Source organism: Vreelandella xerophytica (assembly GCF_968048975.1).
In genome coordinates this window covers 1,339,122-1,362,893 of record NZ_OZ309106.1, presented here as the reverse complement: position 1 = coordinate 1,362,893, position 23,772 = coordinate 1,339,122, and the positions used below count along the sequence as shown (strand labels likewise).

Below are 23,772 nucleotides of genomic sequence, written 5' to 3'. Positions count from 1 at the left end.
GTTGATCGCACCGCCTTCGGGCTTTTTTAGGCCATTCAAAATGCCCCTCCTATCACACCCAGAGTAATCATCATGATCAAGAAAAGCCCCCAGGCGATATGCAGCAGACGAATGGTCACGTCGATGTGGCCGGCGTGCAGCGCATCGACTCCCGGCCCCAGGGTGGCCCGGTAAGACGCCACGCCCTCGTAGGTATTGCATCCGCCCAGCCTTACGCCCAGAAGCCAGGCAACCATGGCCTCTGGCCAGCCGGCGTTGGGGCTTGGGTGGCGCGGCGCTTCGCGGCGAGTCTGGGTGAAGGCCCCCGCAACGTACAGCGCTTGCCTGCCGGTGACCTTCAAGAGCGCGCCTGCCGCCCAGAGACACACCGCGGTCAGCCGGGCAGGCAGCCAGTTGGCGATATCGTCCACCTTGGCGGAGACGAGGCCGAAATCCGCAAAGCGTTCGTTGCGATACCCCACCATGGAGTCGAGAGTGTTCACCGCCTTGTAGGCCAGCGCCAGCGGCGCGCCACCGATCAACGCGAAAAAGAGCGGCGAGGTGATACCGTCCACGCTGTTTTCCGCCATGGTTTCCACCGCGCCCCGGGCGATCTCGGCCTCGTTCAAGGTCTGGGTATCGCGCCCCACCACCCGGGCAAGCATTCGGCGAGCAGTTGGCAACTCCCCGCGGGCAAGCGGCACGGCAACGGCCCGGCCTGCCTCGGCGAGCCCTTTGATGGCCAGCGTCGTTGCCAGCAGCCAAAGCTCGGCGGCAAACCCCAGCCAAGGATGCACCATGCTCAAGAACTTGAGAAGTAGCGTGGCGAGCCCAAATACACCGCCCACCACCGAAAGCGTTACGAGTCCGCCCTTGAGCCGCCGGGCAAGGCGTTTTCCGCGGTTCAGCCGCGCCTCGAGAGCACTGATGACCCAGCCCATGCCCACCACCGGATGAGGCAAGCGCCTGGGATCGCCCACGGCCAGGTCCACCGCCAAGGCCATGATGACAAGCCATGTTCCCACTAGCGCGCCACCCCGGCATTGGAGAACGTCGCCATGTCACTGACCATGGCGGCAGCGGCACTCAAGAATGGAAAGGCAAGCGCGGCCCCGCTGCCCTCGCCCAGACGCAGCTCGAGCTCGAGCAGCGGCGTGGCGTCCAGCGCCTCAAGGGCCACACGGTGGCCAGGCTCCGCGGAGCGGTGGCTGAAAATCAGGTAGTCGCGCACGTCGGGGCAGAGTCTGACGGCAACCAGGGCCGCGGCGGTGGCAATGAAGCCGTCCACCACCGCAGGCAGGCGGCTGGCCGCCGCACCCACGAAGGCGCCTGCCATGGCGGCAAGTTCGAGCCCGCCGAGGGCGGCCAGTATACTGAGCGGCTCAGAAGTGAACGTTCGCTCATCGAGCGCGCGCTCGATCACGCGGATCTTATGAGGCAGACGCGTTTTGGAAAGCCCCGTGCCGCCACCAACCAGTGCCTCTACCGGGTGGTTCAAGAGCGCTGCCAGTACCGCGCTGCTGGCGGTGGTGTTGGCGATGCCCATTTCGCCGAGAATCACACTACGGCAGCCACCTTGCCTTGCCCGTTCGACGGCGTGCAGCCCGGCGACCATTGCCTGTTCGACCTCTTCAGCGGTCATGGCATTTTCCACGGCGAAGTTACGCGTTCCTCGGCGTACCTTGGCCACCACCACGCCAGGAGTCTCGACATCGCTTGCCACGCCCACGTCCACCACTTCCATACGAGCATCAATCTGGCGAGCGAAGACGTTGATGGCCGCCCCACCCCGGGCGAAATTGGCGATCATTTGTGCGGTGACTTCCTGGGGAAACGCTGACACCCCTTCGGCAGCCACGCCGTGGTCGGCGGCGAAGACGATCACACCGGGCGGCGTGACTCTGGGCGTTAACGAGCCAGTTATCTGGCAAAGGCTGACGGCAAGCGCCTCCAGTCGGCCAAGACTTCCCGGTGGCTTGGTCAGCGTATCCAGGTAGGCTCGCGCCTTGTCGCCCAGGCCTTTGTCGAGGGGTTGGATGCGATCGATCACGGCGTGCATGGGGGCTCCGGCGGCGCAGCGGCTAGTAGAAACGTTCATGATAACAAAAGCCCTGCGCCGCGACGTTCAAGATGACCGAGGCTCAAGATAACCAACGCTCAAGACCCCGCCTCTTCTCGGCGCGGGGGCTCAGCGCGCGGCTTGGGCTGACACATTGGCCGGCGCATCGTCACGGCTTCCCCAACCGCCACCCAGCGCCTTGAACAGTGTGGCCACGGCGGTCAGGCGTTCGCTGCGCACCTCGGCGCGGTCCAGCTGGGCCGAGAGAAACGAGCGTTCGGCGTCCAGGCGCTCGAGCATGCTGGACTGGCCCTGATCGTAGGTCAGTACCGCGAGGTCTCGGGCGCGTTCGACGGCGCCGATCTGGCGCTCGACGGCCGCTTCGCGTTCGCGGGTCAGCTCATAGTTGTTGAGCGCGTCGCGCACCTCGTTGAAGGCGGTCAACACGGTCAAGCGGTACTGGGCGTCTGCCTGTTCCACCTGGGCCTCGGCGGTCTCGATGCCTGCGCGGGTGCGTCCAAAATCCAGAAGCGGGCCGACGATCGAGGCGCCAAGCCCCCAGGCGCGGGCGTTGTCGGTGAATAGATCACTCGAGTCGGCGGCGACACTGGCAAGCGAGGCGTTCAGGTTGAGCGAGGGCAACCGGGCGGCTTCGGCCACACCTACCTGGGCGGTGGCGGCCATCAGCATCGCTTCCGCCGAGCGGATATCCGGGCGGCGCTGAAGAAGCTCCGAGGGCAGTAGATAGGGCAGGCGCTCCGGCTCGGCAATCTCGCTGAGGTGGGTATTGCCGAAGTCGAGCTCACGCATCAGTTCCGCCGGTGTCAGGCCCACCAGAATGGCCAGCGCCCCCTTTAAGGTTTCCACCTGCTGGGTTACCCGGGGAAGTTCGGTGCGCACGCCGCGCCACTCGGCTTCGGCCTGACGCAGGGAAAGCTCGCTGATATCGCCCAGATCGAAGCGCAGCTCTTGAAGGCGATAGGTCTCCTCGTAGGTCTCTTCGGTCTCTAGCAGAATCTGGCGCTGGAACTGGGCGCTCTTGAGATCGAAGTAGGTGGTGACCACATCGGCAATCACGCCGATTTCCGCGGCGTCGTGGGCAAACCGGCTCTCGTCGAAGGCCGCCAGCGCCGCTTCACGCTGGCGCGCCAGCCGACCCCATAAATCGAACTCGTATTCGAGGCTGCCGGCCAGGGAAAACTGATTGTTGGTCGAGGTAAGAAGATCCTGCACAGGCTCGATGTCGATGGGAATGGAGGCCCCGGGGGTGCGCTCGCGGTTGGCGTCCAACTGGTACCCCACGCTTGGGAAAAATTCGGCGTCGGCAAAGCCTAGCTGGGCGCGGGCTTCCTGGATTCGCGCCAACTGAATGGCAAGCTCCAGGTTGTCGTCGGTGGCACGCTCTACCAGCGCGTCGAGTGCCGGGTCCTCGAAGCGGCGCCACCAGCTTCGCCACTCGCCGCGCTCGGCCTGGCTCAGGGTAATGTGCTCGGGCCAGGTCTTTGGCAGCTCGAGTTGTGGGGCCTGGTAATCAGGCCCCACCGCGCAGCCGGTCAAAAGCGTTACGAGTACCGCTCCCAGCCAGCGGCCTTGCCTGCATCCGTTCTTCATCAACACTCCTTGCTTTTTAATAACTTACCCGCGCATTTTGATTTATGAACCCGTCACTTGTTATTGATGAAAAACTTAAAACGACTGTTCGCCTCTTTTACAGGCACCTACTATAGTAGGTGCCTGTCGTAATACCACCCCACTTTACTGAACGTACACCGCCTGCAGGGAGGCAACGCATGAGGCCGGTTCTTTTATGGATAGTTTTACTCATTACCCCTTTGATGATAGCCGGCTGTGGTGATGACGAAGAGCAGCAGGAGCGCCCCGCCCAGGTCGTCAAACTCGTCGAGGCGAACCAGCAGACGGTTTATCCCGGACGACGCTTCGTCGGTCGGGTCGATGCCAGGAGCACGGTGAACTACGCCTTCCGGGTGGGCGGTCGAATAGAAGCCTTTCCCGCCGTGCAGGGCGCAATTATCCCAGAGGGCACGTTGATCGCAAGGCTTGATCAGACCGATTACGAGCTGCAGGTACGCGCCGCCGAGGCCGATCACGAACAGGCCCGTCACAACCTGAACCGCCAACGCAGCCTGCGCGCCCAGGGCGCAGCTTCCCAGGCAGTGCTGGATAGCGCAATCGCCGAGTTCGAACGCGCCGAGACCCAGCTCGACAGCGCCCGCCAGGAGCTTGAATACACCACGCTCATCGCCCCCTTTGATGCACTGATTGCCCGCCGTCTGGTGGAAAACTACACCACCGTTCCGCCCAACACTGAGGTCGTGCGCATTCAAGACGTCTCGGAGCTGCGTATCCGCTTCAACGTGCCCCAGGCGCTGATGCAGCATCTGGAAAACGGTCGGCATTTCAGCGCCGAGGCGGAGATCGCCACGCTCCCAGGCCAGCGTATCCCGCTCGAGTACCGGGAGCATATCACCGAACCCGATGAAGTCGCGCAAACCTATGAGGTCGAGTTCGCCCCGGCAAACGAAGGCATCATCGCCCTGCCCGGCACCACCGCCACGGTGTATCTTCAGCCGGAACAGCAGATCGAGAGCCCCTTGATCGCCTTGCCCAGCAGCGCCCTGGATAACGATGCCCAGGGCGAGTTCAGAGTGTGGGTATTCGATGCCGATGAAGGCGTGGTGACGCCACAGAGCGTCAGCGTGGGGGAAATGGTCGATGACCGGGTGATGATTACCGCAGGTCTGGAAGCGGGCGCCCAGGTGGTGGCCACTGGCGTGCACCTGCTGCGCGACGGCATGCGGGTCAAGCCGCTCGACGCAGCGCTTTAAGGGGGCCACATGGATATTGCAAAACGTTCCATCGAAAAGCCCATCAATACCTGGCTGATCGTGGTGATCTGCCTTTTTGGCGGCATCTGGGGGTTCAATACCGTCGGCAAGCTCGAGGACCCCTCCTTCACCATTCCCTATGCCATCATCAATACGCCCTACCCCGGCGCCACCGCCGAAGAGGTCGAGGAAGAGGTCACCGAGCGCCTGGAGCGGGCCATTCAGGACATGCCCCAGATCGACGTGCTCGACTCGAAATCCCTGCCCGGCCGCTCGGAGATCCAGGTCGAGATCCAGGACACCTACGGCAGCGACGAACTGCCCCAGATCTGGGACGAGCTGCGCAACAAGGTCAACGACGCTCAGGCGGATCTGCCCCAGGGGGCGAGAACCTCCCAGGTCAACGATGACTTTGGCGAGGTGTATGGCCTGTTTTACGCGGTCACCGCCGAGGGCTTCACCGCCCGGGAGATTCGCGATATCTCGACGTTTTTGCAGCGTGAACTGCTGGCGGTGCCGGGGGTGGCCCGGGTGAGCTCCTCCGGCGAGCGCGAGGAGAGTATCTATATCGATATCTCCAACGAGCGTCTCACCACGCTGGGCATTCCCATCGACCAGGTGATCAATACCATCCAGACCGAGAACGCCGTGGAGGCTGCCGGCACGCTCAGGGTGGGGGATCGTCAGGTACGCCTGGTGGCGCGCTCCAACATCGACAGCACGACGCTTCTGGAATCCATTCGCATTGGTCGACCCGGCACCACCGAGCAGGTCGCGCTTGCCGATATCGCCACCGTCTATCGCCAGCCAACGGACATTCCCGAGCACGTGGTGCGCTACAACGGCCAGTCCGCCTTCACCCTGGGTATTGCCGGTATCGCCACTGAAAACATCATCGAAATCGGCGAGGCGGTCGAGGCGCGCATGGAGGAGTTGCAAAGTCGCATTCCTCTGGGCGTGGAGCTGAACCCGCTGTATGAACAGCACAACGTGGTCAACGAGGCGATCAACGACTTTCTGATCAATCTGGCCATGTCGGTCGCCATCGTCATCGGCGTGCTCTGCTTGATCATGGGCTGGAAAATCGGCGTGGTGGTGGGCAGTACCCTCTTGCTCACCGTGCTGGGCACGCTGCTTGTCATGGGCATCTTCAACATCGAGATGGAGCGCATCTCACTGGGCGCGCTGATCATCGCCATGGGCATGCTGGTGGATAACTCCATCGTGGTGGCCGAAGGCATGGTCACCAACATCAAGAATGGCATGAAGGCCAAAAGGGCGGCCAGTGCTGCCGCCACCCGCGCCCAGATGCCCCTGTTCGGCGCCACCTTGATCGGCATCATGGCTTTCGCCGGCATCGGCCTTTCCGATGACGTGACCGGTGAATTCATGTTTTCCCTGTTCATCGTCATTCTGGTATCGCTGATGCTGAGCTGGCTGCTCGCGCTCACCGTGACCCCGCTGTTCGGCTACTACCTGCTGCGCAAGAAAGGCGAGAAGGACGATGAAGACGAGGAGGACGAGGAGGACGAAAACCTTCAACAAGACAGTGCTGACGCCCGCGACAGCACCGATCAGGGAAGCAGCGACCAGGCAGGCGACCAACAGGACAGCGATGAACAAGACAGCCAGCAGGAAGGAAACGATCGCGGCCTTGGGGGTATCGTTTACCGCACCTACCGGGCCATGTTGCTGGCCGCCCTGAAAATACGCCTCATCACCGTGGCGGCACTCGTCGTGCTTACCGGGGTGTGCATGTGGGCCTTCTCACTGGTGCCGCAATCGTTCTTTCCGGATTCCAGCACGCCGCTTTTCTTCATCAATTATGAGTTGCCCCAGGGCACGGACATTCGCGCCACGATTCGCGATGTCGAAGAGATCGAGGCGTACATTCTCGAACACGAGGACGTGGTATCGGTGGCAAGTTTCGTCGGCCGGGGCGCGACGCGCTTCATGCTCACCTACTCCCCGGAGCAGCCCAATACCGCCTACGCGCAGTTCATCATCCGCACAAGTGAGCTCGATCCCATCGACGCACTCGACCGCCAGTTCTATAAAGAGCTCAACGAGCGCTTCCCAAACGCCCAGGTGCGTACCCAGCGCCTGCAGTTCGGCCCCGGCGACGGTGCGGATATCGAGGCGCGCTTTCAAGGGCCTTCCCCGGAAGTGCTGCGCGAGTTGGGCAACGAGGCCCGCCGACGCATGGCGGCCAACCCCTTTTTGATCGATGAGCGCATCGACTGGCGTCAGCAGGAGCTGGTGGTCACACCGCTCATCAACGAGGAGCGGGCACGCATCGCCGGCGTCACCCGTGAAGACATCGCCCAGACGCTGCAGTTCGCCTCCTCGGGCATTCGCGCGGGCACCTACCGCGAGGGTGAACACTTGATCCCCATCACCGCCCGCGCGCCCCAGGCCGAGCGTGACGACGTGGCGCTTCTGAGCGATCGGCAGATCTACAGCGAGGCGCAAGAGCGGTTCGTGCCGATCACCCAGGTGGTCGACGGCTTTGAAATACGCTCAGAAGAAGCGCTGATCGAGCGGCGCAACCGGGTGCGCACCCTGACCGTGGGCGCCGAACCCGACAAGGGCTACACCGCCGCCCAGGCCTTCGAGGCCGTGCGCCCGGAAATCGAGGCCATCGAACTGCCGCCCGGTTATACACTCGAGTGGGGCGGCGAACACGAGGACTCCGGCGATGCCCAGGAGTCGCTTGGCCAGCAGCTGCCGGTGAGCTTTCTGATCATGGTGCTCACCTCGATTCTGCTGTTTGGCAAGTTGCGCCAGCCGCTGATCGTCTGGCTGGTGGTGCCCATGTCGGTCTGTGGTGTGGTCATCGGGCTGCTCGTCACCGGCCTGCCCTTCTCGTTTACCGCGCTTCTGGGCATGCTGAGCCTTTCGGGCATGCTGATGAAAAACGCCATCGTGCTGGTCGACGAGATCGACGAGCAGATACGCGAAGGAACGCCACGCTTCACTGCCCTGGTGGATGCCAGCATCAGCCGTCTGCGGCCGGTCTTTCTGGCGGCGGGCACGACGGTACTGGGCATGATTCCGCTTTTGTGGGATGCCTTCTTCAACAGCATGGCGATCACCATCATGGGCGGGCTGCTGTTTGCCTCGATACTCACGTTGATCGCCGTCCCCACGCTCTATGCGCTGTTCTTCAAAATCCAAAGCGACGAAGTGGAAAAAGAAAACGGCGCTTCCGCTTGATGTCAATGTTCAGCATCAATGTCTAGTATCAAGGTATAACGCAGTAACGATACCCGCTGGTCGGCAAGGCAGCCGACCAGCGGGCTATTAGGTAATAAAACAACTCGATGCTGACAAAAGAGCTTACCGACTTACAATACCGGGCTTAAACTGCCTTTAAAGTGGTAAAATAACGACACAGCCGACCTGACTCAACGCCCAGCCGAGGTTTCCATGCCGAATTCGACATCAGCTACTTTGAATGCCACCGTTGCCGAGGTAACCCGGCGAATTGGCGAACGCTCCCGGGAGCGCCGGGCGCTTTACGAGCAGCGCATGGCCGACCAGCACCAGCGCGGCGTTCACCGCGCCGAACTCTCCTGCGGCAACCTGGCCCACGGCTTCGCCGCCTGCAGCCCGCCGGAGAAAGACTCGCTGAAGCTGATGAACAGTGCCAATCTGGGCATCATCTCGGCCTACAACGATATGCTCTCGGCGCACCAGCCTTTTGAAACCTTCCCGGAAACGATCCGCAATGCGGCCCGCGCCATGGGCTCCACCGCCCAGTTCGCCGGCGGCGTACCCGCCATGTGCGATGGCGTCACCCAGGGCCAGCCGGGCATGGAGCTTTCGCTTTTTTCGCGGGATGTGATCGCCATGGCCACCGCCGTGGGGCTTTCCCACAACATGTTCGACGCCGCGCTTTATCTGGGCGTGTGCGACAAGATCGTGCCCGGGCTTTTCATTGGCGCCGCCCGCTTTGGCCATCTGCCGGCGATGTTCGTGCCGGCGGGCCCGATGCCGTCTGGCCTGCCCAACAAGGAAAAAGCCCGGGTGCGTCAGCTTTTCGCCGAAGGCAAGGTGGGCCGTGCGGAACTGCTGGAGGCCGAGTCCGAGTCCTATCATAGCCCCGGTACCTGCACCTTTTACGGCACCGCCAACTCCAACCAGCTGATGATGGAAGTGATGGGCCTGCACCTGCCCGGCACGTCGTTTGTGAATCCAGGCACCGAGATGCGCGAAGCGCTCACCCGCTACGCCACCGAGCAGGCCATTCGCAACACCGAGGCCGGCGGCACGTACCGCCCCTTCTACAAGCAGATCGACGAGCGCGCCATCGTCAACGCGGTGGTCGGGCTTCTGGTCTCCGGCGGGTCGACCAATCACACCCTGCATTTGATCGCCATGGCCGCCGCGGCGGGCATCACGCTGACCTGGGACGACTTCACCGAGCTTTCCGCGATCACGCCGAGCCTGATGAAGGTCTATCCCAACGGTCAGGCGGACATCAATCACTTCCAGGCTGCCGGCGGCATGAGCTATCTGTTTCGCGAGCTTCTGGGCGCGGGCCTTCTGCACAGCGATATTCCTACCGTGTTCGGTACTGAGTTGAGCGCCTACACCCAAGAACCTTTCCTTGAAGACGGCAAGCTCGTCTGGCGCGAAGGCCCCGAGAAGAGCCTGGATGACGAGGTGCTGCGCCCGGCCTCGCGCCCCTTCTCGCCGACCGGCGGGCTCACCGTCGTGGACGGCAATCTCGGCCGCGGCGTGATCAAGATTTCCGCCGTGGCTGAAGAGCACCGGGTGCTCGAGGCGCCGGTGCGTATTTTTGATGACCAGAACCAGATGAAAGGCGCGTTCGAAGCCGGCGAACTCGACCGCGACGTGATCGTGGTGGTGCGCTTCCAGGGCCCCAAGGCCAACGGCATGCCGGAGCTTCACAAGCTAACGCCTTTTCTGGGCGTTCTGCAGGACCGCGGCTTCAAGGTAGCGCTGGTCACCGACGGGCGCATGTCCGGCGCTTCGGGCAAGGTGCCTGCCGCCATTCACATAAGTCCCGAGGCGCTGGACGGCGGCCCGCTGGCCAAACTGCGCGACGGCGATGTGGTCGCGCTCGATGCCAACACCGGCGTGCTCGAGGCCAGAGTGGACCCCGCCACCTGGGCCGAACGCAGACCCGCTCACACCACTCTCGAGCATTACCACGTGGGGCTGGGCCGTGAGCTGTTCGGCGGCTTTCGCCACCTGGCCATGCGCGCCGAGGAAGGCGCCGGCGTCTTCGGCGGCTTCGAAGTCGACGACCTCACTCGCCAGGCCAACCAGATCGCCCAGGAGGACGCTTGATGAAACCGGCGTTGATCGGCGATATCGGTGGCACCAACGCTCGCTTTGCGCTGGTGATTCCCGGCGACACCGCCCCTTACGACATGCATAACCTGCCCTGCGCCGACTACGCGGGGCCCATCGAGGCGATCGAGGACTACCTCAATCTGGTCGGCGCTATCGATGAGCTCGCCCCCATCGAGGCGTGCCTGGCCTTTGCCTGCCCGGTGCACAGCGAGCGGGTCAAGATGACCAACAATCACTGGGATTTTACCAAGAACGAAGTGAAGGCAGCGCTGAACTTGCGCCTTTTCAAGGTGATCAACGACTTCACCGCCCAGGCCCTGGGTGTGCCCCATGTGGATGAAACGCATCTTTTCGAAGTGCAGCCAGGCTCGGTTCAGCCGCATACCACACGGCTGGTCATGGGCCCGGGCACCGGCCTTGGCGTTGCCGGGGTATTTCCCGGTCGCCACGCCTATATTCCGTTGCCCACCGAAGGGGGGCATGCAAGCTTTGCACCCACAGACGAGCACGAGCTGGCGCTTCTGCGCTTTTTCCAGAAGCGTCACGACCGGGTCAGCGTCGAGCGTCTTCTCTGCGGCCACGGGCTTTGGGAGCTTTATCTGGCGTACTGCGAATTGAGCGGTGCCACGCCACGCTTTGACACCCCAGCGGAAATAACCCAGGGCGCCGACGAGGGTGATGAGCTTGCACGCACGGCTCTTCTGCGCTTTCTTAAAATTCTGGGCGACGTAGGTGGGGATGCCACGCTGACCCTGGGCGCCCGAGGCGGGGTATATCTTTGCGGCGGCATCCTCCCCCGGCTTCTGGACTGGTTGCCCAGAAGCGAATTCACCGCAAGTTTCTGCAACAAGGGCCGAATGCAGGCTTACAACGCCGACATTCCTGTCTGGGTCGTCACCCACCCCTGGACCGGGCTACTGGGTGCGGCAGAAGCGCTGCATAACGAAGAAGTCCTCTAGCGTTTGATTGGCAGCGCTCATGCTTGTTCGCTGCCCACGATGTCTTTTGTAGCCTTTACTTCATCGAATTCTCGACCCCTTTAAAGACTTTCGTCGGCTTGTCTAAATGTCAGACATTTAATAGACTCCGCGATATTCGCTTACAAAAGCTTCGCCAATAAAAAAAGATTTGCTCATAAAAGAGCCGCTCATAAAAGATAGCCTCAAGGAGCTTTTCATGTCACTGGATGTTCTGCCGGAACACATCGGCGATGCCGACGACCTGGCAAGACTTTTAGCTCGAGCACTTTTGAGCGGGCAATGGCAGCCCGGCGAGGTCTTTTCCAAGGAACTCGATATCGCCCAGCATTTTGCCATCAGCCGCAATCAAGTACGTAATGCCCTGGCCAAACTTACCGCCGCCGGGCTTCTGGAGCGCACCGCTGGTCGCGGCAGCGTCGTTCGCGCCATCAGTGATTGGCATCTTATGGACCCGATAGTCAGTGAGTGGATGACCGGACTCACCCGGCTCGATCCACAACTGATTCGATCTATCTACGCTTTTCGCCTTTCGGCGGAGCCGGTAGTGGCCTCGCTTGCTGCTCGGGCGGCGAGCGCCGACGACATCGCTCGTCTGACCCAAGCCTTTGAAGGCATGCAGCAAAGCGCCAGCAAGGACCGCGCCCGCCATGCCGAGTTTGACGTGCTGTTTCATGACGCCATTTACAAGGCAAGCCATAACCTGGTGTGGCGGCAAATGGGCCATGTGCTGCGCCCCTGCATCATGGCGTTGGTACAAGGCTCTCAGGATCGCCTGGAAACTCTGGACGACAGTCTAAAGCGCCACGCCCGCCTGCTTGAAGCGATCAAAGCCGGCAACAGCGAAGCGGCAAGCCGCGCGGCCCGCCAGGTATTGCTGCGCACCGCACAAGATCTGGGAATTGCCGATTGATGTCCCTTGATCATCTCCCGTTTTCAGAAAGGAGCACACATGAAAATCACCCGGCTAAAAACCTGGCAGGTACCGCCCCGTTGGCTGTTCCTGAAAATCGAAACCGACGAAGGGTGCTACGGCTGGGGTGAGCCAGTGATCGAAGGACGTGCGGCCACGGTCGAAGCCGCCGTTCACGAACTTTCCGACTATCTGATTGGTGAAGACCCGCACCGCATCGAGCACATCTGGAACACGCTTTACCGCTCGGGCTTCTATCGCGGTGGGCCAATTCTGATGAGCGCCATTGCGGGTATCGACCAAGCGCTTTGGGACCTGAAAGGCCGCGACCTGGGCGTGCCTGTGCACCAACTTCTGGGCGGGGCGGTACGCGACAAGATGCGCATGTATGCCTGGACCGGCGGCGACCGGCCAAGCGAGGTAGGCGCGGGGGCTAGGGCATTGGTCGAAAAGGGCTTTACCGCCTTCAAGATGAATGGCACACCAGAAATGCAGATCGTCGACTCCCACCGCAAGATCGATGAGGCGGTGGCCCGGGTAGCCGAGGCTCGCGACGCAGTAGGCCCGGATGTAGGAATCGGTATCGATTTCCATGGTCGCGTTCATCGTCCCATGGCCAAGGCGCTACTCCGCGAGCTTGAGCCCTACCACCCCATGTTCGTTGAAGAGCCGGTAGCGCCTGAGCACCTGCCCTGTCTGAAAGACATCGCGGGCGGGCTTGGGTATCCACTGGCTACCGGCGAGCGTCTGCATACTCGCTTCCAGTTCCGTGATTTGCTTGCCGACGGCATGATCGATATCGTCCAGCCGGATCTCTCTCACTGCGGAGGTATCAGTGAAGGGCTCAAGATCGCATCATTAGCTTCAGCCTACGATGTAGCCCTGGCCCCCCATTGTCCGCTTGGCCCCCTGACCCTGGCCGCCTCGCTACAGCTGGATGCTGTAAGTCACAACGCTTTTATCCAGGAGCAGAGCATGGGCATCCACTACAACCAGGGCAATGATGTACTTGACTATCTGGTGGATAAAACCGCGCTACATATAGCGGACGGCTTCTGTGCAATTCCTCAAGGTCCGGGGCTAGGCGTCGAGATCGACGAACAGTTTGTCGAAGAGCGTGCCAAGATCAGCCATCGCTGGCGCAACCCGGTCTGGACCCATGCCGATGGTTCCATCGCCGAATGGTAGGCCGTTTGTATAGTACCTTTTACCTGGCTTGGCCTGGGAGGCTTGTATGAAAGACACTTGCGAGGAAAGCAGTTGTAGCCAACGGCTTGACTGGATAGCCGTGGATTGGGGCTCTTCCAACCTGCGGGTATGGGCAATGGATGAAGACAACCATGTCATCGCACAAAACAGAAGCGACAAAGGGATGCTCGCCCTGTCCCCGGCCGAATTTGAAGGAGAGCTTTTCCGTCTGGTAAGTGATTGGCTCCCCGAACGCCCGGTCACGGTGATGATATGCGGCATGGCCGGTGCTCGTCAGGGTTGGCAAGAGGCCGCTTACCTGACACTACCTGCATCACTCGATCGACTAAGCCATGCAGCAGTATACCCACGCCTTGATGACTCCCGGCTAAACGTAGCGCTACTACCCGGCATCAGCCAGCGTGCAGGGCAGGAGCACGGCTTTGACGTCATGCGTGGGGAGGAGACTCAGCTTGCAGGGCTAGTTGCCCATACCCCAGGCTTTACGGGTCTTGCCTGTCTGCCCGGCACTCACTCGAAATGGGCCTACCTTGAAAAGGGTGCCCTCACACGCTTTGCTACCTTTCTGAGCGGCGAGCTTTTTGAACTGCTGGCGCAGCGCTCGGTGCTTCGTCATTCGGTCACGACTGATATCGACAATAGTGCCTGCCAAGAGGCTTTTCAGACAGCGGTACAGGAATGCGTTAAAGCACCTGAAAAGTTCAGCAACACGCTGTTTAGCCTTCGCGCCCGTGACCTGCTCGATACGACGTTGCCCGAGCACGAGCCGCGCAGTCAGCTCTTGGGCGCGCGGCTTTCCGGTCTGGTCATTGGCCAGGAGCTTGCCGGAGCGGCATCACTGATGCAAAACGATTCTCCGGTAACGTTGATCGGTGGGCAGGCGCTCACCAGGCGCTACGCCCTGGCGCTTGACGCCATTCAGCAACCCCATACATGTCTTGACGGCGACGCCGCGGTACTGGCCGGGCTGACGCTCACCCACAGCACGCTCTCACTTCACCCTCGCTGGGAGATCTCATGACGCTACCATTGATTGGTATTTTACGTGGAGTAACACCTACTGAAGTCGGCGCCATAGCCCAGGTGTTGATCGATGCAGGTATTACCTACATCGAGGTCCCGCTCAACTCTCCCGAACCGCTTGAAAGTATTGAGTATTTAGCCAACACGTTTGGTGAGCAGGCGGTCATTGGCGCAGGTACGGTGCTTACTCCTGCCCAGGCCCGGGACGTGCACGCCGCGGGGGGACGCCTGATTGTTTCACCCAACTGCAGGCCGGCGGTGATCGAGCAGACCCATAAGCTCGGAATGCAGAGTTGGCCAGGTATCGTCACGCCCAGCGAAGCGTTTGACGCACTTGACGCCGGTGCCACAGGACTCAAGCTTTTTCCCGCCGTTCAGGTAGGTATCGAGGGAATGAAAGCGGTGCGTGCGGTACTCCCTCCTGAGACATTGCTTTACGCGGTGGGTGGTATCGGGCGTGACAACTTCGTCCAGTGGCGTCGCGCTGGTGTGGACGGCGCAGGACTGGGCAGCGCGCTTTTCAAGCCCGGCCAAACCGCCGAAGACGTTGCGCGCCAGGCCCTAATGCTGGTAAACGCTTGGCAGGCAGCGTCAGCCGATGACGCCTGACGCCTGACGCCTGACGCGTGACGCGTGACGCGTGACGCCATCAATTGATTATTCAGGGATCTTACCTGCTTTAACATAAGAAAAGCCCAGACAATCCGGCTACCTGAGCTTTTCCCGAACCAACATGCAGGCGTTCAGGATATCAGTGGTGAAAGCGCTCGGCTGCTTCCTGGGCAAGCTTTTTGATGCCGTCCCAGTCCTCGGCTTCAACCAGCGACTTGGGCGTAAGCCAAGAGCCGCCGATGCACATGACGTTGGGCAGCTTCAGGTACTCCTCGGCGTTATCCAGGGTGATGCCGCCAGTGGGGCAAAAGCGCGCCTCGGCAATCGGTCCGCCCATGGCCTTGATGGCCTTGGAGCCGCCGCTGGATTCGGCGGGGAAGAACTTGAAGCGCCGGTAGCCGTACTGCCAGCCGGTCATCAGTTCCGAGACGGTCGAGACGCCTGGCAGCATGGGCACCGGGCTTTCCACGCCGTAGCGGTAAAGGGCATCGGTCGTGCCGGGGGTGACCACGAAGTCGGCACCGGCTTCCTCGGCCTGGCGATACTGGGCAGGCGTCAAAACGGTACCCACGCCGATACTGGCACCGGTCAGTTCCTTTTTCATGCGCTTGATGGCGTCCAGCGCGCAGGCGGTGCGAAGCGTCACCTCCAGCACGTTGAGGCCACCTTCGATCAGCGCGCGGCCCAGGGGCACGGCGTCTTCCAGGCGGTCGATGGTGATGACCGGAATGACTTCGGCTTTCAGGCAGATGCTGTCCAGCTCGGCGGTGCGTGTCGAGGGCAGCTGTTTATCGATGGTCATGGTGGGGTCTCCAAATCGTTTGTTAGGGACGCCAGCGTCAACAGGATGCTTCAGGGCGCCCAGTAGATCGCCAGCGGACAGCTTAAAAAAGCGCGTATGGGACGTCGGCGAGCGTCGTCGCCTCCCAGGGCATCGGCAAGCACGTCGCGCTTGTCGTCGCCGGTAATGTGCAGAAAGTGGCGGCGCGCCTGGTGCAGGCGGTCCGCACTGAAAGTGATCCGCGGCTGGGGCTGGCTGGGGGTGCGCACGGCCACCAGCAGATCGTCAGTGGTCAGCGCCAGTCCCAGCTCGGGGCTGTCCGGGAAGAGCGAGGCCGTGTGACCATCGCCGCCCATCCCCAGAATGACCACACTCGCCGGCCAGGCAAGCGACTCGGTGCGCCGTGCCACCTCTTCCACCCCCTCTTCCGGTGTTCCAGCCGAGGAAGTCAACGGTATAAAGTCCGCATTGGCCGCCTCGCCTATCAGCAAATGCTCGCGCACGAGCCTGGCGTTGCTGTCGCTGTTCTGGTCATCGACCCAGCGCTCGTCGGCCAGCGTGACCTGTACCCGTTCCCAGGCAAGTGGCTTCTCGGCCAGGGCCTTGAAAAAGGGAATCGGCGTCGAGCCACCGGAGACGACCAGAAGCACTTTTTCCTGCTGGTCCAGATCCGTGTTCAAGGCTTGAAAGACCGCTTCGGCCAGCTGTTCGGCCAAGGCGTTACGCACGTTACTCATATCAGTAATCCTCGTACCAGCTGCGCCCGTCCTGGGTAATCATCGCAATGGAGGCCACCGGCCCCCAGGAGCCCGCAGGATAGCGCCGTGGGGGTGTCTCGCGGGTTTTCCAACCTTCGATGAGTTGATCGCACCAGCGCCAGGCGAATTCCACCTCGTCGCGACGCACGAACAGGTACTGCTGACCCTTCATCACTTCCAGCAGCAGCCGCTCGTAGGCGTCGGGAATACGCGACTTGGGAAAGGCGCTGTTGAAATCAAGATGCAATGGGCCCGGGCGCAGGCGCATGCCTTTATCCAGGCCGCTGTCCTTGGTAAGTACCTGCAGGGCGATCCCCTCTTCGGGCTGAAGACGGATGATCAGTTTGTTGGAAGCGATGTCGCGCTGGTCCGGGTCGAAAATGTAGTGCGGCTGCTGGCGAAAGTGGATGACGATCTGCGACAGCTTCTCCGGCATACGCTTGCCGGTCCGCAGGTAAAACGGCACCCCTGCCCAACGCCAGTTGGCTACTTCGGTCTTCATCGCCACGAAGGTTTCGGTACGGCTGTCGGTATTGGCGCCCTCTTCGTCGAGATAACCCGGTACCGACTGCCCGTCGCTGCTACCGGCAATGTACTGGCCGCGCACCACGTCGCGCCCCAGCGCCTCGCCGGTGAAGGGCTTGAGCGCCTTGAGTACTTTCACCTTCTCGTCCCGAATGGCATCGGCGTCCAGGTTCGAGGGCGGGTCCATGGCGATCAAGCATAGAAGCTGCAGCAGGTGGTTCTGCACCATGTCCCTGAGCTGACCGGCGTCGTCGAAGTACCCCCAGCGCCCTTCGATCCCGACCTTCTCGGCCACGGTAATCTCCACGTGGGAAATGTGGTTCTGATTCCACTGGGTACCGAACAGCGGGTTGGCAAAGCGCAGCGCGATCAGGTTCTGCACCGTCTCCTTGCCCAGGTAATGATCGATGCGGTAGACGCGCTCCTCGGGGAACACCGCACCAATGGCGTCATTCACCTCCTTGGAGGACTCGAGATCGTAGCCGATGGGCTTTTCCACCACCACTCGGGTGTCGTCATCCAGGCTTTCGCTCTCGAAAAGATGATGGCAGATATCGCCGTAGATGCGTGCCGCCACGGAAAGATACACCACCATGGGCCGCGGGGAGCCCTCGCGCCACTCTCGGATCGCAGCGTAGCCCTCCGCACTCTTGAAATCGAGCTGCAGGTATTCAAGGCGGTCCAGAAAGCGCGCAAGACTCTGCTCGTCCTGCTCCTCTTCCTTTAAGCGCTTTTTCAGCGCCTCTCCGACCTGCTGGCGAAAGCTTCTGGTGTCATGCTCTTGGCGGGCCAGCCCCAGAACGCGCGTCTTTTCGGGCAACAGCCCTTCACGGTCCAGGTGATAAAGGGCAAGAAACAGCTTGCGCATGGCAAGATCCCCCAGCGCGCCGAAAAGCGCCAGATCGATCGCATGGTTGGGATCGCCTAAAGGGGATTGAGGCTGACTCATCGTGGCTCCTTGATCCTTGCGCCGCTCAACGTTGTTGAATTACCTAAAATCTATCCGATGTCGGCTACTATACGCAAAAAAATGTGTAATTTTACTACTAAACGCTAGCGATTTGCTTACCTGTCTTGAAAAAGCCGCTGGGTACAGGGTAATGCATCACTTTAAACGAACCTCTGGGGTATTTTTACAGACTTTTTATACCTTCACGTGCTGAGATAGCCCAGTGTCGTTATCTGGATGGTCGAGCATGCCTTCTTTAAACGTGAGTATCCTAAAGCACCGGGACATCAAGCGCCTCTGGGCGCCTGTGCTCAGAATCCTTGCAGTGCTCTGGATGATTCTGGCGCTCTTTATGCTGGTGCCTCTTGGCGTGCTGCTGTGGGAGAACGACCCGGACGCAGAGGCGTTCATCTACTCGGTGCTGCTCGTTGTGAGCGTCGCCAGTCTTTCATTGGTGGTCACGCATCGCGTTCCTGTCGAGCTTAAACCCTGGCAGATGTTTGTGCTAACCGCGGCCAGCTGGCTAAGCGTCAGCGGCTTTGCCAGCCTGCCGCTGATTCTGGGAGCGCCCCAGCTGAGCGTTACCAACGCCGTGTTCGAATCGGTGTCTGCCATCACCACCACCGGCTCGACGGTAATGGTGGGCATCGAACACCTCTCCGATGGCCTGAAACTCTGGCGCGGTCTGATGCAGTGGATGGGCGGGATCGGCATCATCGTGATGGGCATTGCCATTCTGCCCTTTCTGAAAGTGGGCGGCATGCGCCTTTTCCATACCGAATCTTCCGACTGGTCGGATAAAGTCATGCCTCGCACCGGCGGTATCGCCAAGGCCACCCTCGGTGTTTATGTCGGCCTGACGTTGCTGGCCATGGCAAGTTACTGGTTCGGCGGCATGGCACCTATCGATGCCGTCGTACACGCCATGACGTCACTGGCCACCGGAGGCTTTGCCAACTCGGACGCCTCCTTTGGCGCCTACTCGCCAATGCCCTGGCTTTTGTGGCTGGCGAGTTTTTTCATGCTGTGCGGCGCGCTGCCTTTCGTGCTCTACATTCGCTTTCTACGCGGTATGCACACTGCCCTGTGGCACGACCGGCAGGTACGCGGGCTCTTGAAGCTGCTCTTGGTCACCATCTTGCTGTTGAGCGCCTGGCGCATTGCTCATGGCGACCCCTGGTTTACCTCGATCACCCACGTCACCTTCAACGTGATCTCGGTGGTGACCACGACCGGCTACGCTTCCGACGACTATACGCTTTGGGGAACGCTGCCCGTCACGGCGTTTTTCTATCTGACGTTCATGGGCGGCTGCAGTGGCTCGACCAGCGGTGGCATGAAGATGTTTCGCTTTCAGATCGCCCTGCTGATGCTGCGTAACCAGCTGCGCTACTTGATTCACGCCAACGGCGTGTTCACCACGCGCTACAACGGCCAGCCGGTGAGTGGTGAAGTCACCCGCGGGGTCATTGCCTTCTCGTTTTTCTTCTTTTTGACCATCGCGGCGTTGGCGCTGGCGCTTTCCATGCTCGGGCTCGATTTCGTGACCGCCGTTTCCGGGGCAGCCACGGCGGTGGCCAACGTGGGCCCGGGGCTTGGCGATGTAATCGGCCCGGCGGGTAACTTTTACACTCTACCCGATGCCGCGAAGTGGCTCTTGTGCATCGGCATGCTGATGGGCCGTCTGGAAATCCTCACCGTCGTGGTGCTCTTGACGCCGATGTTCTGGCGCCGCTAGCGGCTACTCTTGGGTTCGGGCTCCACCAATAGTCGGTACCCCACCCCGGCTTCGGTCTGAAGCAGCATTGGGGCCTGGGGGTCGTCGCCCAGTTTCTGGCGCAGCCTGCTGATCACGATGCGCAGGTAATGGGTATCGTCCACGTGGGTGGGGCCCCACACCTCTTTGAGCAATTGAGTCTGAGTCACGACCCGGCCGGCATGACGGCAAAGCCGCGCCAGTACCGCGAACTCCTTGCGGGTCAAATGCACCAATGACTGGTTCAGCAATACCTGGCGCAGCTCAAGATCGATATCAAGCCCTTGGCTTTTATAACGACTGGCCTCGGCCTCCCCCTTTGCCCGGTGCGCCTGGCGCTGCACAGCCCGGATCCGGGCGAGCAGTTCCTGAATACCGAAGGGCTTGGTGACGTAATCATTGGCTCCGTTATCCAGCGAAGTGACCTTTTCCTCTTCCCTGTCCCGCACGGACACCACGATCACCGGCACGCTGGTGTACTCGCGGATACCCCGCAATACATCGTGGCCCTCCATGTCAGGCAGACCCAGATCGAGCAGTACTACGTCCGGTGCTTGGGTATAGGTCATACCGAGTGCCTGCTCACCGTTCTCCGCCTCCAGCACGATATAGCCTTGAGAGGCCAGGCTGATACGCAGAAAACGTCGGATCTGCGGCTCGTCGTCGACGATCAGGACACGCCCGTTGCCTTCACTCTTCATCGGCTCTCCTTGGGTCGCTATCCAGCAGCGGTAGCGTAATGACGATGGCAGTACCCTGCCCGCTTTTACCGGTATCGGCACTGATCGTGCCGCCATGGGCGCCAATCATGCCCCGGCAAATGGCAAGCCCAAGACCGCTGCCATGAGCGCTGCGGTCGCCGTCACCGCCGCTGTAGAACATGTCGAAGACCTGCTCGCGCAGCTCAAAGGAAATCCCCGGGCCTTGATCTTCAATGGTGATTACCAGCATCGCAGGCTCCTCTTCACGCAGATGCGCCTTGATATAAAGCTCGCCACCCGGCGGTGAAAACCGCTGGGCGTTGTCCAGCACGTTGACCAGCGCCTGTTCAACCAGCGCCGGATGCACATACAAGAGCGGGAGCGATGCAGGCCAGAAGCGGCGAACCACCACATGCTTCATGGCGTTCCCCAGGCGTTTGAGCGCTGAATTGATCACGTCATCGAAAGACACCCAATCGCGCTCGATCTTCAGCGTGCCGTAGCCCAGACGCGTCATGTCCAGAAGGTTCTGGATATAGCGGTTGAGGCGCTCGCTCTCGGACAAAATACCGTCGAGCAGTTCGCGCTGGTCATCATCGCTCAACTGGGGCTTGAGCTCGATCAGCGAGCTGGTTGAGCCGATGATGGAGGCAAGCGGCGTGCGCAGATCGTGGGAGACCGAGGAGAGCAGCGCCGAACGAAGCCGCTCGTTTTCCTCCGAGACCCGTGTGGCACTTAGTTCGGCGACCAGATGAGTACGCTCCAGCGCCATGCTGAGCTGGCGCACCAGGGTGTCCATCAGGGCCTCCTGCTCGTGGCTCAAGGCCCTGGGGCTAGCCGCCAGCTTGAGGGCGAGCATTCCCACGGGTCGACCCTGCACCGTCAGCGGCGTCAACCGCCAAGCTTGCTGACTAAGCGTTGGCGTACCCCGACCGCTGGGCTTTTGGTGCTGCCAGCTCCATACCGCGGCCTGCCTGGCGGTGATATCCAGGGGTTCGGACGCCGGAAGCGCATGTAGAACACGTACTTCGGTAGCGCTTTCGGCGCTTTCGATGAACGCGGTAGGCACTGCAAAACGGCCCACTAGCGTATCGACCCCCACCCTGGCAACGCCGGCGCTGTCGGTAGCCATGGAAAGCTGCTCGGCATAGCGCAAAAGCAGCTGGGTCTGGTCGCGGCTTGCGCGCAGGGCCAGCAGCCGCTGACGGCCGCGCCCGGCTAGCTGGCCGACCACCAGCGCCACTAAAAAAAACAGCACCACGGTCAGCAGTTGGCCGCGTTCCACCATCGCAAAGGTCAGCCGAGGCTGGGTAAAAAAGAAATTGAAAGCGAAAAAACCGGCCACGGCGCTGAACATGGCCATGGTAGTACCTGCCCACAAAGCGCTGAACAACACAGCCACTAGAAATACCAGCGATAGATCGGCAAGCTCCAGCCAGGGCTCCAGCAGCAGCGCCGCGCCGAGTGAGACCATGACCCCGAGGCTTGTAGCGATCAGCTTCGAAGGGGGGAGCTTGATACCAGCACGGCGCGACATTCGGTAGCTTTTAGGCCTTCCCGCCACCACGACGATATCGAATGCCTCGGCTCGGTCCATCAGCCGCTGGGCCAAGGAATGAGACCAGGGCCGCCAATGGCGCTTGGCCTCGCGCCCTACCATGATCGTGGTGGCATTGATGGTACGGGCGTAGTTGAGTACTTCACTCAACTGGCTTTGCCCCGGCAGGCGCAACGAATCGCCCCCAAGCCGGGTCACCAGACTGAAGGTTTGCTCGATGGCCAGCTGCTGCTCGGCGCTGTCGGCGCCCTTGTCGACATACACCGCGCGCCACACGGCCAGGCGCCGCTCGGCCATCCTGTGAGCCGCACGCACCAGCGATATATCATCATCGCCGCCATTGACGACCACGACCAGATGCGGGCGGACCGGCCAGGGCCCGGCCCGCCCGCCGGCATCCATGGCCAGTTTCACATCGGCATCGACCCGCTCGGCCATGGTCTGAATGGCCAGCTCGCGCAGCGCGTTGAGATTCGACTCGCTGAAGTACCCCTCCATGGCAGCGCGGGCCTGCTCGGGGATGTACACCTTGCCGCGTCTCAGACGCTCGAGCAGCTCCTCGGGTGTGAGATCGACCAGCGACACATCGCGGGCGCGCTCGAGCAGCGTATCGGGTACGGTTTCGCGCATGCGGATGCCGGTAATCCGGGCGACATCATCGTTGAGGCTCTCCAGATGCTGGACATTGACCGTGGTCCACACGTCGATGCCCGCCTCCAAAAGCTCCTCGATATCCTGATAGCGTCTTGCGTGGCGGCTGCCGGGGATATTGCGATGGGCAAGCTCATCGACCAGCAAAATGCCGGGGCGGCGCGCCAGGGCGGCATCGATATCGAACTCGTGAAACGTTCGGCCATGGTGCTGCAGGGGCGTTAGTGGAATCCGCGCCAGACCTTCACACAGCGCCTCGGTATCGCCGCGCCCGTGAGACTCCACCACCCCGATCACAATATCCTCGCCCTCCTCCATGCGCTCGCGAGCGGTGCGCAGCATGGTATAGGTCTTGCCAACGCCAGGAGCGGCGCCCAGAAAGACACGCAAGCAGCCGCGTGCTTCTCGGCGCGCGGCTTTGAGCAATGCATCGGGATCGGGCCGCTGATCCGCTGAATACATCATGTCACTCCAAGGGGTTGAGAGGGGCATCGCCCGTGCCGGCTGGCGAGTCATCCCCGGGTGCAACCGGGTAGCGTTCATCCAGACTTGCGTTCAGGCGCAGCACGTTGATCACCGGCGAGCCGAGCCAGCCGGTATGTTCCAGGGCAGGCTCGAGCAGCGCGCTCACGCTAGCTTCGTCGATTTGGCGCGCCTGCGCTACCCTTGCCACCTGGAGCCTGGCGGCTTCCGGTGAGATATGCGGGTCAATCCCGGAACCGGAGGCGGTAATCAGATCGACAGGTATCTGATCGACACTGACACCTTCACGCCGGGCAATGGCCTGGGCCTCCGCCTCGGCCCGCTCGCGCAGCGCCACGTTGCTGGGTGCCAGATTGGAGCCGGATACACTGACCGCATCGTTACCCGCGGCAGAGGGACGGCCGATAAAGTAGTCATCACCGACAAAGGTCTGGGCGACCAGGCGGGAGCCGATGACCCTTCCAGAGGTGTCTCGCAGCAGGCTGCCGCCCGCCTGTTCGGGAAACAGCCAGCCGCCGACGGCGGTGGTGGCCAGGGGGTAGGCAAGCCCCAGGAGCACTGCCATCACGGCCAGAAAGCGCAGCGCGCTGCTCCACGAAGCACGTGTCTGAAGTGCCTCGTCTTTCACGTGTAACGTTTCTTGCTCGACGTTCTCAACGGTTTCCAT

The 23,772-nt window shown here is 61.4% G+C and carries 18 protein-coding genes; 9 read left to right on the top strand and 9 right to left on the bottom strand.

Going from position 1 to position 23,772, the window contains the following annotated elements; translation table 11 throughout:
- Positions 1-35: 35 nt before the first annotated feature.
- The 3 genes from cbiB to ACWF8S_RS06450 all read right to left on the bottom strand — a co-directional run bounded on the left by cbiB (position 36) and on the right by ACWF8S_RS06450 (position 3,649).
- Positions 36-983, bottom strand: a complete 948-nt coding sequence (gene cbiB, locus ACWF8S_RS06460) for an adenosylcobinamide-phosphate synthase CbiB (protein WP_447556558.1) — start codon at positions 981-983, stop codon at positions 36-38.
- A gap of 20 nt (positions 984-1,003) precedes the next feature.
- A complete protein-coding gene (gene cobT, locus ACWF8S_RS06455) occupies positions 1,004-2,038 on the bottom strand; it encodes a nicotinate-nucleotide--dimethylbenzimidazole phosphoribosyltransferase (protein ID WP_447556557.1) in 1,035 nt (344 codons plus the stop codon).
- A gap of 129 nt (positions 2,039-2,167) precedes the next feature.
- The gene (locus ACWF8S_RS06450; RefSeq protein WP_447556021.1) at positions 2,168-3,649 is read right to left on the bottom strand and encodes an efflux transporter outer membrane subunit; all 1,482 of its coding nucleotides are present in this window, start codon (positions 3,647-3,649) and stop codon (positions 2,168-2,170) included.
- 179 nt (positions 3,650-3,828) lie between these two features.
- Here ACWF8S_RS06450 and ACWF8S_RS06445 point away from each other — a divergent pair, with 179 nt between their 5' ends.
- From ACWF8S_RS06445 to ACWF8S_RS06410, 8 genes are all read left to right on the top strand, one after another.
- Complete coding sequence (locus tag ACWF8S_RS06445; RefSeq protein WP_447556020.1) at positions 3,829-4,884, top strand: efflux RND transporter periplasmic adaptor subunit; 1,056 nt, start codon at positions 3,829-3,831, stop codon at positions 4,882-4,884.
- A gap of 9 nt (positions 4,885-4,893) precedes the next feature.
- Positions 4,894-8,100, top strand: coding sequence for an efflux RND transporter permease subunit (locus ACWF8S_RS06440; RefSeq protein WP_447556019.1), 3,207 nt, complete (start codon positions 4,894-4,896; stop codon positions 8,098-8,100).
- A 213-nt stretch (positions 8,101-8,313) separates the two neighbouring features.
- The gene (edd, locus tag ACWF8S_RS06435; RefSeq protein WP_447556018.1) at positions 8,314-10,203 is read left to right on the top strand and encodes a phosphogluconate dehydratase; all 1,890 of its coding nucleotides are present in this window, start codon (positions 8,314-8,316) and stop codon (positions 10,201-10,203) included.
- Positions 10,203-11,168 (top strand): glucokinase, encoded by a 966-nt coding sequence (gene glk / locus ACWF8S_RS06430; RefSeq protein WP_447556017.1) that lies wholly within the window; start codon positions 10,203-10,205, stop codon positions 11,166-11,168. Before edd ends, glk begins: the two co-directional genes overlap by 1 nt.
- Positions 11,169-11,385: 217 nt before the next feature.
- The gene (locus ACWF8S_RS06425) at positions 11,386-12,099 is read left to right on the top strand and encodes a FadR/GntR family transcriptional regulator (protein ID WP_447556016.1); all 714 of its coding nucleotides are present in this window, start codon (positions 11,386-11,388) and stop codon (positions 12,097-12,099) included.
- Between the two features lie 39 nt (positions 12,100-12,138).
- A complete protein-coding gene (gene dgoD, locus ACWF8S_RS06420; RefSeq protein WP_447556014.1) occupies positions 12,139-13,287 on the top strand; it encodes a galactonate dehydratase in 1,149 nt (382 codons plus the stop codon).
- Positions 13,288-13,333: 46 nt separating this feature from the next.
- On the top strand, positions 13,334-14,329 hold the full coding sequence (locus tag ACWF8S_RS06415; protein ID WP_447556013.1) for a 2-dehydro-3-deoxygalactonokinase: 996 nt from the start codon (positions 13,334-13,336) through the stop codon (positions 14,327-14,329).
- The gene (locus tag ACWF8S_RS06410; protein WP_447556012.1) at positions 14,326-14,940 is read left to right on the top strand and encodes a 2-dehydro-3-deoxy-6-phosphogalactonate aldolase; all 615 of its coding nucleotides are present in this window, start codon (positions 14,326-14,328) and stop codon (positions 14,938-14,940) included. The genes ACWF8S_RS06415 and ACWF8S_RS06410 overlap by 4 nt, the downstream gene beginning before the upstream one ends.
- A 142-nt stretch (positions 14,941-15,082) precedes the next feature.
- On the opposite strand, the gene ACWF8S_RS06405 is transcribed toward ACWF8S_RS06410, so the two are convergent.
- From ACWF8S_RS06405 to zwf, 3 genes are read right to left on the bottom strand one after another with little or no spacing between them, the layout of a single operon-like run.
- Positions 15,083-15,745: a bifunctional 4-hydroxy-2-oxoglutarate aldolase/2-dehydro-3-deoxy-phosphogluconate aldolase gene (locus ACWF8S_RS06405; protein ID WP_447556011.1), complete on the bottom strand. Its 663-nt coding sequence runs from the start codon at positions 15,743-15,745 to the stop codon at positions 15,083-15,085.
- Positions 15,746-15,795: 50 nt separating this feature from the next.
- The gene (gene pgl / locus ACWF8S_RS06400) at positions 15,796-16,461 is read right to left on the bottom strand and encodes a 6-phosphogluconolactonase (protein ID WP_447556010.1); all 666 of its coding nucleotides are present in this window, start codon (positions 16,459-16,461) and stop codon (positions 15,796-15,798) included.
- Position 16,462: 1 nt separating this feature from the next.
- The gene (gene zwf / locus ACWF8S_RS06395; protein WP_447556009.1) at positions 16,463-17,956 is read right to left on the bottom strand and encodes a glucose-6-phosphate dehydrogenase; all 1,494 of its coding nucleotides are present in this window, start codon (positions 17,954-17,956) and stop codon (positions 16,463-16,465) included.
- A gap of 247 nt (positions 17,957-18,203) precedes the next feature.
- Between zwf and ACWF8S_RS06390 the strand changes: the two genes are divergently transcribed.
- A complete protein-coding gene (locus tag ACWF8S_RS06390) occupies positions 18,204-19,694 on the top strand; it encodes a TrkH family potassium uptake protein (protein WP_447556008.1) in 1,491 nt (496 codons plus the stop codon).
- On the opposite strand, the gene ACWF8S_RS06385 is transcribed toward ACWF8S_RS06390, so the two are convergent.
- From ACWF8S_RS06385 to kdpC, 3 genes are read right to left on the bottom strand one after another with little or no spacing between them, the layout of a single operon-like run.
- The gene (locus tag ACWF8S_RS06385; protein WP_447556007.1) at positions 19,691-20,413 is read right to left on the bottom strand and encodes a response regulator; all 723 of its coding nucleotides are present in this window, start codon (positions 20,411-20,413) and stop codon (positions 19,691-19,693) included. The genes ACWF8S_RS06390 and ACWF8S_RS06385 overlap by 4 nt on opposite strands.
- Entirely contained in the window at positions 20,403-23,087 is a 2,685-nt protein-coding gene (locus ACWF8S_RS06380; protein ID WP_447556006.1) for an ATP-binding protein, read from the bottom strand. Before ACWF8S_RS06380 ends, ACWF8S_RS06385 begins: the two co-directional genes overlap by 11 nt.
- A 1-nt stretch (position 23,088) precedes the next feature.
- Positions 23,089-23,772 carry a potassium-transporting ATPase subunit KdpC gene (kdpC, locus tag ACWF8S_RS06375; RefSeq protein WP_447556005.1) on the bottom strand — a complete coding sequence of 228 codons (684 nt, stop codon included), beginning with the start codon at positions 23,770-23,772 and terminating at the stop codon, positions 23,089-23,091.